This is a genomic window from Micromonospora olivasterospora (assembly GCF_007830265.1).
Lineage (GTDB): Bacteria > Actinomycetota > Actinomycetes > Mycobacteriales > Micromonosporaceae > Micromonospora > Micromonospora olivasterospora.
This window is the reverse complement of the sequence record NZ_VLKE01000001.1, coordinates 458,970-478,945: the sequence shown is the minus strand read 5'-3', so window position 1 is coordinate 478,945 and position 19,976 is coordinate 458,970. Positions and strand designations below refer to the sequence as shown.

The window sequence follows — 19,976 nt, the reverse complement described above, 5'->3', positions numbered from 1 at the left end:
CGTGGTGCGACGCGCCACGACAACAATGGCCCGTGTGGTGAAGTACCCCGGCGGCGTCGAAGATGGGCACGTGATCACGGACGTGCCACCCCCCTCCGCGCCCGCACCCGACGCCGAGCGGCTCCGGCTCGCCCAGGCCGACGCCGGCGAGCAGGACTGGCGGGCATGGGGCCCCTACCTCTCCGAACGGGCATGGGGCACGGTACGGGAGGACTACAGCGAACACGGTACGGCCTGGGACTACTTTCCCCACGACCACGCACGGTCGCGAGCGTACCGGTGGAACGAGGACGGCATGGCGGGCGTCTGCGACGACCGGCAGACGTTCTGCCTCGCCCTCGCCCTGTGGAACGGGCGCGACCCGATCCTCAAGGAACGGATGTTCGGCCTCGGCGGCGACGGGGGCAACCACGGCGAGGACGTCAAGGAGTACTGGTGGTACCTCGACTCCACGCCCACCCACTCCTGGATGCGCTGGCGGTACCACTACCCACAGGCCGCCTTCCCCTATGACGAACTGGTCGCCGTCAACGCGCTGCGCGGCCGCGACGACACCGAGTACGAGCTGGTCGACACGGGCATCTTCGACGACGACCGGTACTGGGCGGTGACCGTCGACTACGCCAAGGCGTCCCCCACGGACATGTGTGTGGTGGTGACGGTGGCGAATCGGGGGGACACCGCCGAGCGGCTGCACGTGCTGCCCACGCTGTGGTTCCGCAACACCTGGGCGTGGGGGCTGCCCGGCGGGGACCGGGTGCCCCGCATCGTCGGCTCGCCCGCCGGCTCCGGCTCCGGTGCTGGCTCCGGCGCCCGGCTGCTCGGCGAGCACTGGGTGCTCGGGCAGATCCTGCTGGAGGGCGACGGCGACCCCGTCCCGCTGCTGTGCGACAACGACACCAACGCCGAGCGGCTGTGGGGGCTGCCGGGCCGCTCGCCGTACCCGAAGGACGGGATCAACGACCACGTGGTGAACGGCGCGGCCACGGTCAACCCGGACCGGGAGGGCACCAAGGGCGCCCTGCACTACGTGCTCGACGTGCCCGCGGGCGGGCAGCGGCAGATCCGGCTGCGGCTGACCCGCACCGCCCCGCCGCCCGGGGGGACGACGCCGCCGCCGGCCGACCTGGGCGCCGGCTTCGACGCGGTGGTCTGGGCGCGCCGGGCCGAGGCGAACCACTTCTTCGACGGGGTCATCCCGGCCGCCGCCACCGCCGACGAGGCCCTCGTCGCCCGGCAGGCCATCGCCGGGCTGATGTGGGGCAAGCAGTTCTACCACTTCGACGTCAAGCGGTGGCTGGAGGGCGACCCCGGCTCGGCGCCCCCGCCGGCCGGCCGCCGGCACGGGCGCAACAGCGCCTGGTGGCACATGAACAGCTTCGACGTGATCTCCATGCCCGACCCCTGGGAATATCCCTGGTACGCGGCCTGGGACCTGGCCTTCCACTGCGTCAGCATCGCCCGGGTCGATCCCGGCTTCGCCAAGTCCCAGCTGCTGCTCCTGCTCCGCGAGTGGTACCTGCACCCCAACGGGCAGATCCCGGCGTACGAGTGGGCGTTCGGGGACGTGAACCCGCCGGTGCACGCCTGGGCGGCGCTGAGGGTGTTCGAGATCGACGGCTCCCGTGACCACGACTTCCTCGCCCGGGTCATGCACAAACTGCTGATCAACTTCACCTGGTGGGTCAACCGCAAGGACGTCAACGGCAACAACCTCTTCGAGGGCGGCTTCCTCGGGCTGGACAACGTCGGCGCGTTCGACCGGTCGGCCGCCCTGCCGGTGGCCGGGGTCCTGGAGCAGTCCGACGGCACCGGCTGGATGGCCATGTACGCGCTGAACCTGCTCGACATCGCGATCGTGCTGGCCGAGCGGGACAGCGCCTGGGCGGACACCGCCACGAAGTTCTTCGAGCACTTCGCGTACATCGCCGCCGCCGCGTACTCGCAGGGGTTGTGGGACGACGAGGACGCGTTCTTCTACGACGTGCTGCGGCTCACCGACGGCACCATGGTGCCGCTGAAGGTGCGCTCGGTGGTCGGGCTGCTGCCGCTGGCCGCCACCACCCGGCTCACCGCCCGCACCCTGCACCGGCTGCCCGAGCTGGGCGCGCGGGTGCGCTGGTTCCTCGCCAACCGCCCCGAGTACGCCGACGTGATCGGCGCCCGCCGGATCGGCCCGGACGGCCGCCAGCAGCGGCTGCTGTCCATGGTCGGCCCTGAGCAGGTGGTCAGGCTGCTGGCCCGGATGCTCGACGCCGACGAGTTCCTCTCCGACTACGGCCTGCGCACCCTCAGCCGCGCCCACCTGGACAAGCCGTTCACGGTGACCCTCGGCGGGCAGGAGTTCGGCGTCGGCTACGAGCCGGCCGAGTCGACCAGCGGCCTGTTCGGCGGCAACTCCAACTGGCGCGGCCCGATCTGGATGCCCACCAACTTCCTGCTGATCGGCGCACTGCGCGACTACGCCGCGTTCTTCGGCGACGACCTCCAGGTCGAGTACCCGACACGCTCGGGGGTGAAGCGCAGCCTCGACGAGATCGCCGACGACCTGTCCGCCCGGCTGATCGCGCTGTTCACCCGGGACGGTTGGGGCCGCCGGCCCATCTACGGCGCCTGCCAGCTGTTCCAGACCCACCCCGACTGGCGGGACCTGATCGCCTTCCCCGAGTACTTCCACGGCGACAACGGCGCCGGGCTGGGGGCGTGGCACCAGACGGGCTGGACGGCACTGGTCGCCGACCTGATCCTCACCCTGCGCCGCTGACCGCGCGACGTGATCGTGGCCATGGCGGCGACATGGCGGTGTCCGAGCCGCGCGGATGCGCCCATGTCGGCGACACGGGGCCCGGCGAAACCCGCGTGCCGCTGATCCGCCGCGGGCAGTACCGTGTCCCGGGTTACCGGGGAGGAAGCCGATGCAGCAGGTCACGGGGCGGCGCCGCGACGCCGAGGTGCTGGTGTTCGACGCGGACGACACGCTGTGGGAGAACAACGTCCTCTTCGAGCGGGTGATCGACGACTTCCTGGACTGGCTGGACCACCCGACGCTGGACCGTACGGAGATCCGGGTCATCCTCGACGACGTCGAGCGGGCCAACGCCTTCGTCCACGGGTACGGCAGCAAGGTCTTCCTGCGCAGCCTGGGGGAGTGCCTGGAGCGGCTGCGCGAGCGGCCGGCCACCGACGCGGAGCGCCGCGAGATCGACGCGCTGGCCGAGGCGCTGGTGGCGCACCGGGTCGAGCTGATGCCCGGGGTCGCCGCGACGCTGGACGCGCTCGCCGGGCGGTACCGCCTGCTGCTGCTGACCAAGGGCGACCAGGAGGAGCAGCAGCGCAAGCTCGACGCCTGCGGCCTGCTGCACCACTTCCACGCCGCGCACATCGTGAAGGAGAAGGACGTCGACACCTACCGGTGGCTGGCCCGGGAGCACCGCTTCGACCCGACCGTCGCGTGGATGATCGGCAACTCCCCGAAGTCCGACATCGTGCCCGCCCGGGCGGCCGGGATGCGGGCGGTGTTCATCCCGAACGAGAACACCTGGGTGCTGGAGCACGACGACCTGGACCCCACCGACACCGGGGTGCTGCGGCTGGCGGCCTTCCCGGACCTGCTCGCGCATTTCTGAGGCCGGGGCCCCACCCGCTCCCGGTGGGTAACAGCGCCGGCGGGGCTGGCCCTGTTACGGCGACATGCCACTTTTTCGCATTGACATTAATCACCCCGTGGTGGGCCCGAAGCACCTTGTCCCACCTGCGGCGACGCGCCTAACCTGGGCCCGCGTTCACGGCTCTTCGGGGTGAGTCGGAGCGCACCGTGGTCCGGCGGCGGAGCACCGTGGAGCTGAGTGCATGCGGGCCGGATCGCCGCATCGGGCCCGGCGTGGGCGGCGTGCCACGCCCGCGCGCTCGGAACGGCGAGATTCCGCTGCCCCGCCGGACGGCTGGTGGGTCAGGGCCGGGGAGTTGCGGACCCGGCCCTGACCCGTGCCCGGCGTCCGGTCGGCGCGGATCAGGTCACGTCGCCCCGGACGATCGCCACCGCCACCCGGCAGAACTCCTCCATGTCCGGCTCGAAGCCGGCGGCGATGTCGGGATGCAGCCCGGACCGTGTCTCGTCCAGCAGCCGCTGGCAGACCTGCTCGACCGGCTCGCCCGCGTAGCCGGCCCGGACCCGTTCCGTGGCCGCCTGCAGCGCCGAGGTCAGCTGCTCCTCCAGCGGGCCGCGCAACTTGCGCTGCACGGGGTCAAGCCCGCTCGGGTCCAGCGTGACGTGTGGCTCCGACATCGGCGCTCCCTTCGTCGGCGTGCGCGGTACCCCACCGCGGACGCCGGTCAAACCACGGCCGGTACGGCGGCCACCCGGCTCGACCGGCCCGCCCAGCGGTGTCCAGCCCGTGCGTTGGGCCGCCCCGCAGGCCGGCCGGAGCAGGCCCGTACCCGCTTCGCCTGCGGGTGCCCGGCGGCGAAGACGGACTGGGCCTCGGTCTCGACCGGTGGCAGGCCGCTCACCTCGAACGTCGGGGCGAGCGCGCGGGTGTCCTGCACCACGGCACCTCCTCGTTGCGGACGATCCTGCCCAACCGGGGGACGGGCGGAGGATGGTTCGCGCCAATACCAACCGTTCGGCCAGGCCGGGGTGGGCCGGGAGAGGTGGCGCTCCGGAACAATGGGACGCAAGGCGCCTCGCCGACGGTTCAGGCCGCCGGGCGGGGCGCGAAGGCGCAGAACTCGTTGCCCTCCGGGTCGGCCAGCACCCACCACCGGATGTCGGCGTCGGGCTCGCGCAGCAGCGTCGCCCCGGCGGCGATCAGCCGGGTCGGGTCCGGCCCGGCCAGGTCGACGTCCGGCTCGCGGACCAGCCGGGCCCCGGCCGCCAGCATGGCCGCCGGCTCCGGCTCGGCGAGGCGCAGGTCGAGGTGCACCCGGGTCTTGCCGGTGCGCGGCTCGGGCACCTGGTTGACCCAGATCGACTCCGGGCCCTTACCCCCGGGCCTGGGATCGACCCGGGCGTCGCCGTCGCCGGTGTCGACCGCCTCGCCGCCGAGGATCCGGGCCCAGAAGTCGGCCAGGTGGCGGGCGTCCGCGGCGTCGATGCAGAGGTCCTTGAATCGCGCGATCATCCGGACATCATGCCTGGCCCGGGGCGTGGCGCCGGGCTACCCGGCGGGTGCGCCGCGTCGCGGGCAGGTTTCGCGGCTTCGCCGGTCGGGCAGTGTTCCCCGCACGAAACGCCCGGGGCGTGCTCGGCGTCAGCTCGTCGAGCCCGCCCCTGACCGTCTCGCCGTGTGCCGGGGCACGGGTGACCTCCCCGGCCTGTCGCCGAAGAGAGGGGGAGGGCGATGACACACCCGGCCCGCCACCGGCGCCGGCCGGCCGCCCGGGTGGCCGCGGCCGCCGCCGCGCTGGCGCTGGTCGCGCCGCTGGCCGCGTGCGGCTCCGGCGGTGACGGCGGTACACCCACCATCAACCTGTACTACGCGCCGGAGCAGAACCTGCAGAAGGTGGTGGACACCTGCAACGCCGAGGCCGGCGGGCGCTACAAGATCGCCTACCGGGTGCTGCCGCGCCAGGCCGACGACCAGCGGGTGCAGATGGTCCGCCGGCTCGCGGCCCGGGACACGGGGATGGACGTGCTCGGCCTCGACGTCACCTGGACCCAGGAGTTCGCCAGCGCGAACTGGATCCGGGAGTGGACCGGCCAGGACAAGGCGGAGGCGGAGCAGGGCACCCTCGCCGGCCCGCTGGACACCGCTCGCTACCAGGGCAAGCTGTACGCCGCGCCGAAGCACACGAACGTCCAGCTGCTGTGGTATCGCAGCGACCTGGCGCAGCAGCCCCCGAAGACGTGGGACGAGATGATCTCCGCCGCGCAGCAGCTCAAGCGGGACGGCAAGCCGTACCAGGTGCTGACCATGGGCGCCCAGTACGAGGGCCTGGTGGTCCTCTACAACACCCTGGCCGAGAGCGCCGGCGGGAAGATCCTCAGCGACGACGGCAAGCGGGCCGTGATGGACGCCGGCACGGTCAAGGCCCTCGACCAGCTCAGGAAGCTCGCCACGTCGGGCGTGACGTCGCCGTCGTTCAGCAACGCCACCGAGGATCCGGTCCGGCTGGAGTTCCAGTCCGGCGCCGGAGCGTTCCAGGTCAACTGGCCCTTCGTCTACCCGGCCATGCAGGAGGCGAGCCCGGAGCTGGCGAAGACCGTGAAGTGGGCCCGGGTGCCGGGCATCGACGCGGACACCCCGAGCCGGGTCACCATCGGCGGCATCAACATGGCGGTCAGCGCGTACTCCACCCACCCCGCGGAGTCGTTCGAGGCCGCGAGGTGCATCCGCGACGCGCGGAACCAGAGGTTCTCGGCGGTCAACGACGGGGTGCCGCCAACCATCGAGAAGGTCTACGACGACCCGGAGATGGACAAGGCGTACCCGATGAAGGAGACCATCCTGGAGGAGCTGAAAGAGCCGGCGGTCCGGCCGCTGACCCCCGCGTACCAGAGCATCTCCACGGTGATGTCCGCGATCCTGTCGCCGCCGTCGCAGATCCGGCCCGAGCAGACCGCGGACGAGCTGCGCGACGCCATCTCCGACGCCCTGCAATCGAAGGGGGTGCTGCCGTGAGTACGAACGTGACGCCCGGCGGGGCGAAGGCCGCCGCGGACGAGGCCGGCCGCGCCGGCCGGCACGCCGCCGTGCCGGCGCAGCGGACCGGCCGCCGGACGGCGAAGGCCCCGCTGAGCGAGAACAAGCGGGCCGAGCGCCGGCTGGGTTGGCTGCTCTGCGCGCCGGCCGCGCTGGTCATGGTGGCGGTGACGGCGTACCCGATCATCTACTCGGTCTGGCTGTCGCTACAGCGCTTCGACCTGCGCTTTCCCGACCAGCGCGAGTTCGTCGGGCTGGACAACTACGCGACGGTGCTGACCAACGAGTTCTGGTGGACCGCGTTCGGCGTGACCGCGCTGATCACCGTCGTCACGGTCGCCGTCGAGCTGGTGCTCGGCATGGGGCTGGCGCTGATCATGCACCGCACCCTGGTCGGCCGGGGGATCGTCCGCACGGCGGCGCTGATCCCGTACGGGATCGTCACGGTCGTCGCCGCGTTCTCCTGGCGGTACGCCTGGACGCCCGGCACCGGCTACCTGGCGAACCTGTTCGGCGAGGGCGCACCGTTGACCGAGCGGGCCAGCTCACTGGCGATCATCATGCTCGCCGAGATCTGGAAGACCACCCCGTTCATGGCGCTGCTGCTGATGGCCGGGCTGGCCCTGGTCCCGGAGGACCTGCTCAAGGCCGCCTCCACCGACGGCGCCACCGCCTGGCAGCGGTTCACCAAGGTCATGCTGCCGGTGATGAAACCGGCCATCCTGGTCGCGCTGCTGTTCCGCACGCTCGACGCGTTCCGGGTCTTCGACAACATCTTCGTGCTGACCGCCGGCGGCAACGAGACCTCGTCCGTGTCGATGCTCGCCTACAACAACCTGATCCGCGGGCTGAACCTCGGCATCGGGTCGACCATGTCGGTGCTGATCTTCCTCGCCGTGGCGGTCATCGCGTTCGTGTTCGTGAAGCTGTTCGGCACCGCTGCCCCCGGCAGCGACGATGGGGAGAGGCGCTGAGATGGCCACCGAAACCACCACGCGGGCGAAGCTGCGCTGGGGGCTGCTGGACGTCATCGTCGTCGTCTTCGCGCTGATCCCGGTGCTCTGGATCGCCTCGCTGTCGTTCAAGACCCCGGCCACCCTCACCGACGGGAAGTTCCTTCCCCGGGAGTGGACGCTGGACAACTACCGGACGATCTTCGCCACCGACCAGTTCGTCCGGGCCCTGGTCAACTCGATCGGCATCGCCCTGATCGCCACGCTGGTCGCGGTGGTGCTGGGCGCGATGGCCGCGTACGCGATCTCCCGGCTGGACTTCCCCGGCAAGCGGCTGCTCGTCGGCGTCTCGCTGCTGATCGCGATGTTCCCGCAGGTGTCGCTGGTGTCGCCGCTGTTCGAGATCGAGCGGCAGCTCGGCCTGTTCGACACCTGGCCGGGGCTGATCCTGCCGTACATCACCTTCGCCCTGCCGCTGGCGATCTACACGCTGTCGGCGTTCTTCAAGCAGATCCCGTGGGACCTGGAGAAGGCGGCGAAGATGGACGGCGCCACGCAGGGGCAGGCGTTCCGGCGGGTCATCGCCCCGCTGGCCGCGCCGGGGGTGTTCACCACGGCGATCCTGGTCTTCATCTTCTGCTGGAACGACTTCCTGTTCGCGATCACGCTGACCTCCACCGAGCGGGCCCGCACGGTGCCGGTGGCGCTGTCGTTCTTCACCGGCGAGTCGCAGTTCGAGGACCCCACCGGGGCGATCTGCGCCGCCGCCGTGGTGATCACCGTTCCGATCATCCTGTTCGTGCTCTTCTTCCAGCGCCGCATCGTCTCCGGCCTGACCTCCGGCGCGGTCAAGGGATAGGTGGTAACAAATGGCTGACATCGTGCTGGACAAGGTGGGCAAGCGGTTCCCGGACGGGACCGTGGCGGTGCGGGACGTCGACCTGGAGATCGCCGACGGCGAGTTCGTCATCCTGGTCGGCCCGTCCGGGTGCGGGAAATCCACCACCCTGAACATGATCGCCGGGTTGGAGGACATCAGCTCCGGCGAGCTGCGCATCGGCGGCCAGCGGGTCAACGACAAGGCGCCCCGGGACCGGGACATCGCGATGGTGTTCCAGTCGTACGCGCTCTACCCGAACATGACCGTCCGGGAGAACATGGCCTTCCCGCTGCGGCTGGCCAAGCTCGACAAGGAGACCATCGACGCCAAGGTCGAGGACGCGGCCAAGGTGCTGGAACTGACCCCGCTGCTGGACCGCAAGCCGGCGAACCTGTCGGGCGGGCAGCGGCAGCGGGTGGCGATGGGCCGGGCGATCGTCCGCCAGCCGAAGGCGTTCCTGATGGACGAGCCGCTGTCGAACCTCGACGCCAAGCTGCGCGTGCAGATGCGTACGGTGGTGTCCCGCCTGCAGAAGCAGCTCGGCACCACCACCGTCTACGTGACCCACGACCAGACCGAGGCGATGACCCTCGGCGACCGGGTAGTGATCATGCGGGGCGGGGCGGTGCAGCAGGTCGGCCCGCCGCAGGAGCTGTACGACCACCCGCACAACCTGTTCGTGGCCGGCTTCATCGGCTCACCCTCGATGAACTTCCTGCCCGCCGCCGTGGAGGACGGCCGGCTGCGCACGGCGCTCGGCGACGTGCCGGTCGGCGACCGGATCCGCCGCCAGCTCTCCCGGGCCGACGCGCCCCGGGAGCTGATCCTCGGCATCCGTCCGGAGCATTTCGAGGACGCGGAGCTGGTCGACGACGGCACCCGCCGCCGGGGCATGGAGTTCGAGGCCCCGGTGGACATCGTCGAGTCGATGGGCTCGGACAAGTACGTGTACTTCGCCGTCGAGGGGGAGCGGGCCAGCGCCGCCGAACTGGAGGAGTTGGCGGCCGACGCCGGGGCGGCGGACTTCACCGGCGCCGGCTCCAGCCTGGTGACCCGGCTGTCGGCCGAGTCGCCCGTACGGGAGGGGGAGCGCCGGCGGGTCTGGTTCAACCTGGAGAAGATCCACCTGTTCGACCCGTCCACGGGACGGAACCTGACCCTGCACGAGGGGAGAGCGTCCGGCGCGCTCGCGGACTGACGCGGGTCGGGGATGTGGCGGCATCGGAGGCCCTCGGACACCGCCACGTCCCCGACCCGGCGTGCTCCGGTCAGGCGTCGGCCCAGTCGACCACGGGCGGCAGGCCCAGGAATCCGGCGTAGCCCTCCAGGGCCGCCTCCACCCGGGCCCGGGCTGGCGCGTCGGGGGCGGCCAGCGGGCGCGCCGACAGCTTCACCCGGGTCTTCCCGACGGACCGCTTCCAGGTGCCCAACACCCGCCCCGCCCGGACGATCGTGGGCTGGAACACCCCGTTGCCGCCGGGAATGATGGCCTGCTTGTGCGCGAGGTCGACCATCAGCGACCGGTCCTTGTAGCCCAGCAGGTACTCGTCGAAGCCGGGCAGGGCGAGCACGTCGTCGACCGGGGCGCGGGGCGCGTCCAGCAGCGCGGCGTCCATGACCGCCTCCGCCCCGTCCACGGAGACGGTGGCCAGCGCCTCGCCGGCCACGGCGATGCCGCGCTTGGCGTCGGTGGCGGTCAGGCCCGTCCAGCCGGCGAAGTCCTGCCGGGTGGTCGGGCCGTGGCTGCGGAAGTAGCGCAGCGCGAGAATGCCCAGCGCCTCGTCGCGGTCGGGGCGGCGCGGGTCGGGCACCCACTCGTCGAGCAGGGCGAACGTCTGCTCGGCGCCGACGTGCGGGGCGATGCAGGTGACGCCGCGCTGGGCGGCGTACCAGAGCAGGTGGTAGGCCCGCTGCCCGGCGGCGTCGACGCCGGCGGCGGTGAGCTCGGCCACGCACTCGGCGCGGGTCAGCCGCCCGCCGCCGGCCAGCGCCGTGCCGAGCACGTCGGCGGCCCGGTCGGCCTCGGCCTCGCTGAGGCCGAGCACGGCCCGCCGCCGCTCCGCCCCGGCGAGCGCGCGCACCCCGGTGACCTCCAGCATCCAGCGGGCGTCCCGGGACGGCACCAGGTGCACCGTGCCCCGCATCGGCCAGGTGCGCAGCGCCTCCCGCCGCTCCAGCGCCTCCTGCACGTCGGCCTGCGACCACCCGGGCAGCCGCGCCCCGAGCGACCACAGCCCGCTCGCGGCGTCCTGCGCCTGCATCGCGCCGAACCACTCGACGACCCCCGCCACGTCCTTGGGACGCGCGGCGGGGTGCGGGCGCAGCAGCAGGCTGGTCATCCGCAGCGCGAGCGCCTCGGCGGCGGTGAGCTGTACGGGCATGCGCGGCCTCCCCGTCGGTGGTTCGGCGGCCAGCATAGGCGGCCGGTCCGACACCGTTACCGTGCGCCGGATACGTCCGGTCGGCGGAGCGCGATCCCCCGTACCAGGTCGACCGGCACCGGGGCGGCGGCACGAGACGCCGGCACCGGTTCGTTCAGGATGCCGGCTGCCGACGGTTACGGGCCGTCACGCCGGGAACTTGCGCAAATTTTGAGCCGCCACGGTGGGTACGCGCGGGGCTCAGCGTCTGCGGGGCTCCGGGATTCGCACCGAGGCCATCCCCGCCGCCGTGGCCGCCTGGATGCCCAGGTCCGCGTCCTCGAAGACGAGGCAGGACCGCGGCGGGACGCCGAGCAGTCGGGCGGCGAGCAGGAAGGCCTCCGGGTCGGGCTTGCCCCTGGCGTAGTCGCCGGCGCAGACCAGGACGTCGAACTTGTCGAGCAGGCCGAGCGCGGTCAGGGAGGCGGTGACGGACTCGCGGGTGCTGCCGGAGACCACGGCGAAGGGTACCCGCCGGTGGGCGTCGTGGATGTGCCGCAGCACCCCGGGAACGGCGGTGAGGGTGGGCAGGAGCTGCTGGTAGAGCTCCTCCCGGCGGCGGGCGACGGCGTCCACGGGCATGGCGAGCCCGTGGCGCTCGTTGAGGGTGTCGATGATGTCGGCCACCGGCCGGCCGCCCCAGGCGTAGAACAGGTCCTCCGGGAACTCGCAGCCCCACTCGTCCAGGGCCTGGCACCACGCCGTGTAGTGCAGGGGCATGGAGTCGGCGATGGTGCCGTCGCAGTCGAAGAGGTACGCCTGGAAGTCGCCGGGCGGCAGGGGCAGGATCACCGCAGCAGGGTAGCCGTCCGCCGTGGTGGCTCACCTTGCCGTGTGACCGCTCCCACCCTGGTCAGAGCCGGCGGTGCATGACGAGCAGGTCCACGTAGCCGGCGCTCGGGTGCCGGAAGCCCTCCGGGATCCGGCCGACGACCTCGAACCCGAGCGAGCGCCACAACGCCACCGCCCGTTCGTTGCTGGCCACCACCGCGTTGAACTGCATCGCCCGGTACCCCTCCGCGCGGGCCAGGTCGAGCACGTGCTTCCCGAGGGCGCGTCCCACACCGCGCCCGCCGGCCTGCGGGGCGACCATGAAGCTGGCGTTGGCGACGTGGTCGCCGGGGCCGAGCTGGTTGGGGAGGAGCTTCGCCGACCCGAGCACGGCGCCGGTGTCGTCCACGGCGACGACGACGCGCGCCGGAGGGCCCGGCAGCCACAGCCGCCGCGCGGTCGTCTCGTCGACGTCGCGGGGCCAGGTGTACGTCTCCCCGGCGGCGACGATCTGCCGCAGGAACGGCCAGATCCGCGGCCAGTCGGCGTCGCTGGCCTCCCTGATCGGCATGCGCCCAGCATGCCAGCGTGGTAGGGGCCGGCGGGCGGCCGCCCGGCGTTTGCTGACGCAAGTAACGGGTAGTCGCCGGGGCTGACCCGAATTGAGGAGGGGACGATCGATGGCTGGCCCGGTCAAGGTCGCGGTGATCTACTACAGCGCGACCGGCATCACGTACCAGATGGCGCAGGCGGCCTATGAGGCCGCCGGGGAGGCCGGCGCGGAGGTGCGCCTGCGCAAGGTGCGTGAGCTCGCGCCGGACGAGGCGATCCGCTCCAACTCCGGGTGGCAGGCGCACCGCCTGGAGACCCAGGACGTGGCGGAGGCCCAGCCGGACGACCTGGCCTGGGCCGACGTCGTGATCTTCGGCTCGCCGACCCGGTACGGGATGATCGCCGCCCAGCTCAAGCAGTTCATCGACACCACCGGACCGCTGTGGGCGCAGGGCGCGCTGGCGAACAAGGTCTACTCGGCCTTCTGCTCCATCGCGACCGCCCACGGCGGGCACGAGTCGACCCTGCTGTCGCTGTTCAACGTCTTCTACCACTGGGGCGGCGTGGTGGTGACCCCCGGCTACACCGACCCGAGCCAGTTCGTCGCCGGCAACCCGTACGGCGCCTCGCACACCAGCAACAACGGGGAGATCGCGCCCGACCAGGTGGCGCTGTCGGCGACGGCGTTGACGGCGAGGCGGGCGGTGCAGATCGGCGCCGCGCTGAAGAAGGGACTGGCCGGGGGCTGACCGGGGGACCGGTGGCCGGGCGGGGGCTCTCGGCCCGCCCGGGGCCACCGGTCGTCGCCATCCCTACCCCCGTTCGGGCGTTCCATGCGCCGCACCGGCGGGCAGCCGGCGCGGGTCGCCCGGGTCCCTGCCGGCCGCCGTCAGCAGGTGTCCGAGCAGGTCGGCGAGGACGGCCAGGCCGTCGCGGCTGAGCACCGACTCCGGGTGGAACTGCACCCCGGCGAAGCCGGGTCCGCGGAGCGCGTGCACCGCCCGGTCCGCCGGGTCGCGGGACAGCTCCACCGGCCCGTACGGGGTGGGCACCCGGTCGGCGTCGGCCAGGGCGGTGAAGGTGGAGTAGAAGCCGACCCGCCGGGTCGCGCCGAACACCTGGACGTCCCGCTGCAACCCCTGGTACGGCGCGTCGCGGCGGTGCAGCGGCAGGCCGAGGAGCCCGCAGAGCAGCTGGTGGCCGAGGCAGACGGCCAGCGTGGGTCGGCCGGTCGCCAGCCGCCGGGCGAGCAGCTCGCGCAGGGCGGTCATCTTCGGCTGGTCGACGGCCCGGGGGTCGCCGGGGCCGGGGCCGGCCACCACCAGGTCGTACGGCCCCGCGTCGGGGGCGGGCGCGTCCCACGGGGTCACCTCGACGGTGAGCCCGAGGGCGCACAGCTGGTGGGCGAGCATGCCCGTGAACGTGTCCTCCCCGTCCACGACGAGCGCGCGGCGGCCGGCCAGCCCGGGCAGGGCCGCCGTTCCCGGGGTCCGCTGGTCCAGCCAGAACCGGGCCAGGGGCGTGTTGCGGGCGGCCAGCGCGGCCCGTACGTCGGGGTCGTCGGCCAGCCGCGGGGCGGGCTCCGGGCCGGGGTCGGGGGCGTCGGGGCGCAGCCCGAGGGCGGCCAGCACCGCGGCGGCCTTGGCGTGGGTCTCGGCCACCTCGCTCTCGGGCGTGGAGTGGCGCACCAGGGTGGCTCCGACGGACACCCGCAGCTCGCCGCCGGGGGAGAGCTCGGCGGTGCGGATCAGGATCGGTGCGTCCAGCGTCTGCCGGCCGGCGTCGTCGCGGCCGAGCAGGGCCAGCACCCCGGCGTAGTAGCGCCGGCCGGTCGCCTCGTGGCGGGCGATGACGCGGCAGGCGTTCTCGATCGGGCTGCCGGTGACGGTGGGGGCGAACATCGTCTCGCGCAGCACGTCCCGCACGTCCAGGGAGCCCCGCCCGGCCAGCAGGTACTCGGTGTGGGCCAGGTGCGCCATCTCCTTGAGGTACGGCCCGACGACCTGGCCGCCGTGCTCGGCGACGGTGGCCATCATCTTCAGTTCCTCGTCGAGGACCATGTACAGCTCCTCGACCTCCTTGGGGTCGGCGAGGAACCGCAGCAGGGCGTCGCGGTCGGCCGTCCCGCCGTGGCGGAAGGTGCCGCTGATCGGGTTCATCATGACCAGGCCGTCGTCGACGCTGACATGCCGCTCGGGGCTGGCCCCGACCAGGGTCCGCTGCCCGGTGTGCACCACGAACGTCCAGTACGCGCCGCGTTCGTGGCGCAGCAGGCGGCGCAGGGCGGACAGGGCCGCGGCCAGCGGCGGGCCCTGCACGGCGGCGCGTATGGTGCGGGAGATGACGAAGTTGGCGCCCTCGCCCCGGCCGATCTCCTCGGCGAGCACGCGGGCCACGGCGTCGGCGTACTCGGCGTCGCCGGTGTCGAACCCGGCGCCGGTGGTGACGACCGGGGCGGTCGGCAGCGCCGCGAGCGCGTCGGCCAGGGATATCCGGGCGTGCCCGGTGATCTCCAGGCACTCCAGCGGGGTGCCGTCGTCGACGCAGGCGAACCCGCGCTCGGTGACCTGCCGGTAGGGCACCAGCGCGAGCGTGCGCGGCCCGGGCGGCCCGTCGGGCAGCGGCACGTCGGCGAGCCGGTCGACCGCGCGTACGGTGCCGGTGAACAGGTCGAGGTGGTCGGCGCCCTCGCGGCGTACGAGCGCGAAGGGACCGGGGTCGACGCCGGCGCCGGCGGCGGCGAGCAGGTCGTGCGGGCTGGTCATCGGGTCTCCTGGTGGCCGGGCGGCTCCGTCGGGGGGCGGCCCCGGGACCGGGGGAGGACCGGCGGCCGCCTCGTCGGGCGGCCGCGTGGGGTAGCTACGCGCGGGGGTGGGCCGCCTGGTCGGCGGGCCACCAGCTGGACAGGTGCGCGGGCATGCGGTCACCCTACGCGTCGGGCGGCGGCACCGGGTAGCCGTTCTCGCCGTACGGGACCGCCCGCCGACGCGGACGCCCGGCCGGCCGGGCGCGCGGCGGGTACGGTGATCGACGATGGACATCCTCGCGCTGGACCTGGGCACCTCCTCGGTGCGGGGCCTGGTGCTGGACGCGGACGCCGTGCCGCGTCCCGGCGCCCTGGCCCGCCGGAGGGTGCGCATGCAGCTCGGCGACGGCGGCGCGACCCTGGACGGCGCCGGCTACCTGGCCCACCTCGTGGAGTGCCTGGACGAGCTGGCCGCTGGCGGGCACCTGCGGGACGTGGGCCGGGTCGCCACGTCCGGCCAGTGGCACTCGGTGCTGCCGTTGGGCCGGGCGGGCGAGCCGCTGGGGCCCGTGCTCACGTGGCTGGACACCCGCCCGGAGCCGCCGGCCGGCGTGGCCGGCCCGGCCGACGCGGCGGCCTACCACCAGCGCACCGGCACGTGGTGGCACCGGGCCTACTGGTCGGTGCGGCTGCCGTGGCTGCGGGAGCGGGGGGTGGGCCGGCCGGCCCGCTTCGTCGGCCTGGTCGAGTACGCGCTCGGCGCGCTGCTGGAGGAGGCGCCGATGTCGGTGTCCCAGGCCTCGGGCACGGGCCTGCTCGACCTGTCCGCGCTGACCTGGGACGCCGAGGCGTGCGCGCTGGCCGGAGCCGGGCCGGGTGAGCTGCCGGAGCTGGCGCCGGAGGAGTGGCGCGGCCGGCTGCGGCCGGAGCACGCCCGGCGCTGGCCGCAGCTGGCGGACGCGGCGTGGACGGCCCCGGTGGGGGACGGGGCGGCGTCGAACATCGGCCAGGGGTGCGTCGACCCGGGCCGGGCGGCGGTGACGGTGGGCACGTCGGCGGCGGTCCGGCTGGTCCAGCCGGCGCCGGCCGGGTGGGGGCTGCCGCCGCTGCCGGACGGGCTATGGCGGTACCGGGTCGACCACGACCACGTGCTGACCGGGACGGCGTACTCGTCGGGGGGCAACCTGTTCGCCTGGGCGCGGCGGGAGCTGCGGCTGCCGCAGGGAGCGGAGCTGGACGCGGCGCTGGCGCGGATCGCGCCGGGTGGCGGGGTGGCGGCCGACCCGCGGCTCGGCGGCGACCGGGCGCCGGGTCGCGCCCCGGCCGGTTCCGGGACGCTGGGCGGCCTGAGCTTCGGCACGGACGCGGTGGAGATCGTGGCTGGCCTGATGTCGGGGGTGTGCCGGCTGATCGCCGCCGACCTCGTCGAGCTGGAGTCCACCGTGGACGGTCCGGTGGAGGTGGTGCTCGGCGGGGGCGCGATGGCGGCTTCCGCCTGGTGGCGGGAGTCCTTCGCGGCGAGCCTGGCGCCGCGGCGGGTGCGGTACCAGCCCGATCCAGAGATCGGCGCGGCGGGCGCCGCCCGGGCCGCGCTGGGACGGCTGGACGTCCCCGTGCGGCTCGTCGACATCGGCCGGACGGATGAGGTGGCCTCACCGACCCCGTCAGCTCCGCGCGCCCCGCGTGCCCTTCCTGAGCGTCCACTCAGTTAGGTCCGTTGACACCGCCGGCCGGACTGGTTGGATGGATCCCGCCGTCCGGTTGCGGTGGACGTGAGGGACCTGGGAGGCGGGTTTGGGCGTAGGTCCCGGCGGGGCGCGGGGCGGGGTGTCGAACCACGCGCGGCGCCGGTTCGACGTCCGCGTCGTGCCCCACCGCCGCCGCTCGCCGCTGCGGCTGCGCGACTGGCGGATGGGCACGAAGCTCACCGCCGTGCTGGTGATCCCGACAGCGGCCTTCCTGGTGCTGGCCGGCGTGCAGACCCGGGGCCTGGTGGGGCAGACCACGGCGCTGAGCCAGTTCGCCCGGCAGGTCGGCATCGGTCCGGAGATCACCGCCGTCGTGCACCAGCTCCAGCAGGAGCGCGACCGCACCGCCGGTGAGCTCGCCGAGCTGCGCCGGGCGGCCGGCCGGGCCGACCGGGACGCCGCGATCGCCGCGCTGCGGCCGCTGCACCTGGCCAGCGACCGGGCCGTGCAGGACCTGCGGCGGGCGGCCGAGCCGCTGGCCGACACCACCGCGGCGTGGCAGGTGGCGTACTCGGAGGTGCTGGAGGCGTACGACCAGGTCATCTACATCCGGCCGACGGTGCCCCCGGCGGTGCTGGCCGGCGACACCATCCTCGGCACCTACCACCGGGCGGTCGACGCGCTGCTGACCCTGCTCGCGCAACCCTCGGCGGGCGAGCGACAGCGGGCGCTCAACGAGGCCGTGCTGCGCTACGTGCAACTCGCCCGGGCCAAGGAGGTGTCCTCCCGGGGCCGCGCCGAGCTGTACGCCGCCGCCCGCGCCGGCCGGTACGGGGTGGAGGACCAGGTCGAGCTGACCGACCTGCGCGCCCAGCAGCTCACCGCCCTCGGCGCGTTCCGGGCCGCGGCCACCGCCGAGCAGATCCGCCGGTACGAGGCCACGGCGGCGGACCCGGCGTTCGTCGCGGCCACGGAGCTGGAGGAGCAGAGCCTGCCCAGCGGCGGGGCGGAGCCGGCGGTGCTGCCCGCGCCGCAGTGGTGGGCCGCCAGCGAGCAACGGCAGGAGCTGCTGCGCCAGTTCGAACAGGCGGTGGTGGCCGACGCGGTGACCCGGGCCGACGCGGCCAGCGCGGGCCAGCTGCGCGCGACCCTGGCGCTGGCCGGCGGGGCGGTGGCCGTGCTGCTGGTCGCGGTGCTGATCTCCGTGCTGATCGGGCGGTCCATCGCCCGCTCGATGAGGTTGCTGCGCGGCCAGGCGCTGCGCATCGCGCAGATCGAGCTGCCGGAGGCGCTGGACCGGCTCCGTCAGGTCAGCGGTGGCGTGCCCGACATCGAGGTGCCGCCCGCGGTGGTCCGCTCGCTGGACGAGATCGGCGAGCTGGCGGAGGCGTTCGTGGCGGTGCACCGCAGCGCGGTCGGCGTCGCGGTGGAGCAGGCCACCATGCGCCGCAACGTCAACGCGATGTTCGTCAACCTCGCCCGGCGCAGCCAGGTACTGGTGGAGCGGCAGTTGGAGCTGCTCGACGAGCTGGAACGCGAGGAGAACGACCCGGACCAGCTGGAGAACCTGTTCAAACTCGACCACCTGGCGGCGCGGATGCGGCGCAACGACGAGAGCCTGCTGGTGCTCGCCGGCAGCGAGTCGACCCGGCGGTGGAACCGGCCGGTGGCGCTGGGCGCGGTGCTGCTGGCCGCCGCCGCCGAGACCGAGCAGTACCAGCGGGTACGCCACGAGCCGGCGACGGACCTGCACCTCGTCGGGCACGTCGTCGGCGACCTGGTCCACCTGTTCGCCGAGCTGCTGGAGAACGCCACCGCGTTCTCCCGGCCGGACACGGCGGTGGTGGTGACGGCCCAGCCGCAGGCCTTCGGCGCCGTCGTGGAGATCGCCGACGCGGGGCTGGGAATGAGCCCGGCGGCGCTGACCGAGGCGAACGAGGTACTGGCCACCCGGCCGGCCGCCGACGTCGCGGCGTCGGAGCGGATGGGCCTGTTCGTGGTCAGCCACCTGGCCGCCCGGCACGCGGTGGAGGTGCGGCTGCGTCCCGGCCGGGAGGGCCTGGTGGCGCGGGTCGTGATCCCGGGCGCCCTGCTCACCGCCGTCCCGCCCGCCGGGCTGTACCCGCCGGCGCCCCGCCGGATGCTGACCGCCGCGCTGGCCGGGTCACCCCGCCGCCCGGCCGCGTCGCCGGACACGAGGCAGCTGCCGGTGGCGGGCCGCCGGCCCGAGCCCCCGGTCGCGCCCCGACCGGCCCGGCCGGTGCCGGTGCGGGCGGAGGACGTGCTGGCCCCGGCGGCGTGCCCGGAGAAGGCGACGGGCGGCGGCTGGTGGACGCGGCAGGGCCCGACCCCGGCGGCGGCTTCGGCCCCGGTGCCGCCGGCGGTGCCGGTCACCGGCGGGATCAACGACCGCGGGCTGCCGGTGCGGGTGCCGATGGCCCTGTTGGCCGCGGCGACGGGATCGGCGCGGCCGCAGCAGCGGCGACACGATCCGGACCCGGAGGCCGTGGGCGGCATGCTGTCGCGGCTCTACGACGGGGTGCGGCGGGCCGAGGCCGAGGAGACCCCCGAGATTGTCCTGCCGCCGGTCGGCGGGCGCAGCGAAGGAGGACAACAATGATGACCCTGAGCCAGGAGGCGCAGGACCTCAGCTGGCTGGTCAGCCGGTTCGCGGAGCGGGTGCCGGGGGTGGTGCACGCGATCGTGGTGTCGTCCGACGGGCTGCTGGTGGCCGTCTCCGACCACCTGCCCCGCGACCACGCCGACAAGCTGGCCGCGGTGACCTCGGGGCTGATGAGCATCACCGCCGGGGCGGCGCAGATGTTCGACGACGACGTCGTCAAGCAGACCGTGGTGGAGATGGGCCGCGGCTACTTCCTGGTCATGCAGATCCGCGACGGGTCGATCCTGGCCACGCTGGCCGGCGCGGACGCCGACATCGGCGTGGTCGGCTACGAGATGGCCCGGCTGGCCAAGCAGACCGGTGAGATGCTCACGCCGGCGCTGCGGGCGGAACTGCAGCAGGCGCTGCCCCGCTGAGAACGCCCCCGGGGGCGGCGACGCCGACGCGGCAACCCGTTCCCGAACGGGTGATCCGGCCTCTCCGGGTGGGTGGCGCGGCCCGCCCGCCCGGAGATCGTGCCGGGCCGGGAGAACCGAGGAGGGCGCTCGGCGGGCGGCCCGATCCCCACGTCGAGCCGGGTGGAGCAGACCGTCCGGTCGACGCGGCGGACCGGCCGGCCCGCGGCACCGCCCGAAGCCGAACTTGCCGCGAAAAAGCACCGGAAAAAGTGGCCGTCGGGGGATCACACCACGGTCTTTGACG

The 19,976-nt window shown here is 73.8% G+C and carries 16 protein-coding genes and 1 pseudogene; 10 read left to right on the top strand and 7 right to left on the bottom strand.

What is annotated here, in order from left to right:
• Positions 1-25: 25 nt before the first annotated feature.
• Both JD77_RS01875 and JD77_RS01870 read left to right on the top strand, forming a co-directional pair.
• Positions 26-2,764 (top strand): MGH1-like glycoside hydrolase domain-containing protein, encoded by a 2,739-nt coding sequence (locus JD77_RS01875; protein WP_145772752.1) that lies wholly within the window; start codon positions 26-28, stop codon positions 2,762-2,764.
• Positions 2,765-2,915: 151 nt separating this feature from the next.
• On the top strand, positions 2,916-3,626 hold the full coding sequence (locus tag JD77_RS01870; RefSeq protein ID WP_145772751.1) for an HAD family hydrolase: 711 nt from the start codon (positions 2,916-2,918) through the stop codon (positions 3,624-3,626).
• Positions 3,627-4,009: 383 nt separating this feature from the next.
• On the opposite strand, the gene JD77_RS01865 is transcribed toward JD77_RS01870, so the two are convergent.
• The 3 genes and pseudogenes from JD77_RS01865 to JD77_RS01855 all read right to left on the bottom strand — a co-directional run bounded on the left by JD77_RS01865 (position 4,010) and on the right by JD77_RS01855 (position 5,120).
• The gene (locus JD77_RS01865; protein WP_145777372.1) at positions 4,010-4,285 is read right to left on the bottom strand and encodes a hypothetical protein; all 276 of its coding nucleotides are present in this window, start codon (positions 4,283-4,285) and stop codon (positions 4,010-4,012) included.
• Between the two features lie 27 nt (positions 4,286-4,312).
• Positions 4,313-4,545, bottom strand: a pseudogene (locus JD77_RS01860) (hypothetical protein); the annotation flags it as partial.
• A 149-nt stretch (positions 4,546-4,694) separates the two neighbouring features.
• Positions 4,695-5,120: a VOC family protein gene (locus JD77_RS01855; protein ID WP_145772750.1), complete on the bottom strand. Its 426-nt coding sequence runs from the start codon at positions 5,118-5,120 to the stop codon at positions 4,695-4,697.
• A 219-nt stretch (positions 5,121-5,339) separates the two neighbouring features.
• Between JD77_RS01855 and JD77_RS01850 the strand changes: the two genes are divergently transcribed.
• Genes JD77_RS01850 through JD77_RS01835 form a run of 4 tightly spaced genes read left to right on the top strand, consistent with a single transcriptional unit; the run spans position 5,340 to position 9,672 of the window.
• Positions 5,340-6,620 carry an ABC transporter substrate-binding protein gene (locus tag JD77_RS01850; protein ID WP_145772749.1) on the top strand — a complete coding sequence of 427 codons (1,281 nt, stop codon included), beginning with the start codon at positions 5,340-5,342 and terminating at the stop codon, positions 6,618-6,620.
• Complete coding sequence (locus JD77_RS01845) at positions 6,617-7,615, top strand: carbohydrate ABC transporter permease (protein WP_145772748.1); 999 nt, start codon at positions 6,617-6,619, stop codon at positions 7,613-7,615. Before JD77_RS01850 ends, JD77_RS01845 begins: the two co-directional genes overlap by 4 nt.
• Position 7,616: 1 nt before the next feature.
• Positions 7,617-8,453, top strand: a complete 837-nt coding sequence (locus JD77_RS01840; protein WP_145772747.1) for a carbohydrate ABC transporter permease — start codon at positions 7,617-7,619, stop codon at positions 8,451-8,453.
• Positions 8,454-8,463: 10 nt separating this feature from the next.
• Positions 8,464-9,672: an ABC transporter ATP-binding protein gene (locus JD77_RS01835; RefSeq protein ID WP_145772746.1), complete on the top strand. Its 1,209-nt coding sequence runs from the start codon at positions 8,464-8,466 to the stop codon at positions 9,670-9,672.
• Positions 9,673-9,742: 70 nt separating this feature from the next.
• On the opposite strand, the gene JD77_RS01830 is transcribed toward JD77_RS01835, so the two are convergent.
• The 3 genes from JD77_RS01830 to JD77_RS01820 all read right to left on the bottom strand — a co-directional run bounded on the left by JD77_RS01830 (position 9,743) and on the right by JD77_RS01820 (position 12,236).
• On the bottom strand, positions 9,743-10,855 hold the full coding sequence (locus JD77_RS01830) for a winged helix DNA-binding domain-containing protein (RefSeq protein ID WP_145772745.1): 1,113 nt from the start codon (positions 10,853-10,855) through the stop codon (positions 9,743-9,745).
• Between the two features lie 240 nt (positions 10,856-11,095).
• Complete coding sequence (locus JD77_RS01825; protein ID WP_145772744.1) at positions 11,096-11,686, bottom strand: HAD family hydrolase; 591 nt, start codon at positions 11,684-11,686, stop codon at positions 11,096-11,098.
• 61 nt (positions 11,687-11,747) lie between these two features.
• On the bottom strand, positions 11,748-12,236 hold the full coding sequence (locus tag JD77_RS01820) for a GNAT family N-acetyltransferase (RefSeq protein ID WP_145772743.1): 489 nt from the start codon (positions 12,234-12,236) through the stop codon (positions 11,748-11,750).
• 109 nt (positions 12,237-12,345) lie between these two features.
• Here JD77_RS01820 and wrbA point away from each other — a divergent pair, with 109 nt between their 5' ends.
• A complete protein-coding gene (wrbA, locus tag JD77_RS01815; RefSeq protein WP_145772742.1) occupies positions 12,346-12,966 on the top strand; it encodes an NAD(P)H:quinone oxidoreductase in 621 nt (206 codons plus the stop codon).
• Positions 12,967-13,029: 63 nt separating this feature from the next.
• Here the strand turns inward: wrbA and JD77_RS01810 are convergent, their stop codons facing one another.
• Complete coding sequence (locus tag JD77_RS01810) at positions 13,030-14,982, bottom strand: anthranilate synthase family protein (protein WP_145772741.1); 1,953 nt, start codon at positions 14,980-14,982, stop codon at positions 13,030-13,032.
• A 268-nt stretch (positions 14,983-15,250) separates the two neighbouring features.
• Between JD77_RS01810 and JD77_RS01805 the strand changes: the two genes are divergently transcribed.
• The 3 genes from JD77_RS01805 (at position 15,251) to JD77_RS01795 (ending at position 19,690) form a co-directional block, all read left to right on the top strand.
• Positions 15,251-16,675, top strand: a complete 1,425-nt coding sequence (locus JD77_RS01805) for an FGGY family carbohydrate kinase (RefSeq protein WP_145772740.1) — start codon at positions 15,251-15,253, stop codon at positions 16,673-16,675.
• Positions 16,676-16,757: 82 nt separating this feature from the next.
• Complete coding sequence (locus JD77_RS34625; RefSeq protein ID WP_145772739.1) at positions 16,758-19,271, top strand: sensor histidine kinase; 2,514 nt, start codon at positions 16,758-16,760, stop codon at positions 19,269-19,271.
• Positions 19,268-19,690: a roadblock/LC7 domain-containing protein gene (locus JD77_RS01795; protein WP_145772738.1), complete on the top strand. Its 423-nt coding sequence runs from the start codon at positions 19,268-19,270 to the stop codon at positions 19,688-19,690. The genes JD77_RS34625 and JD77_RS01795 overlap by 4 nt, the downstream gene beginning before the upstream one ends.
• The last annotated feature ends 286 nt before the right edge of the window (positions 19,691-19,976 follow it).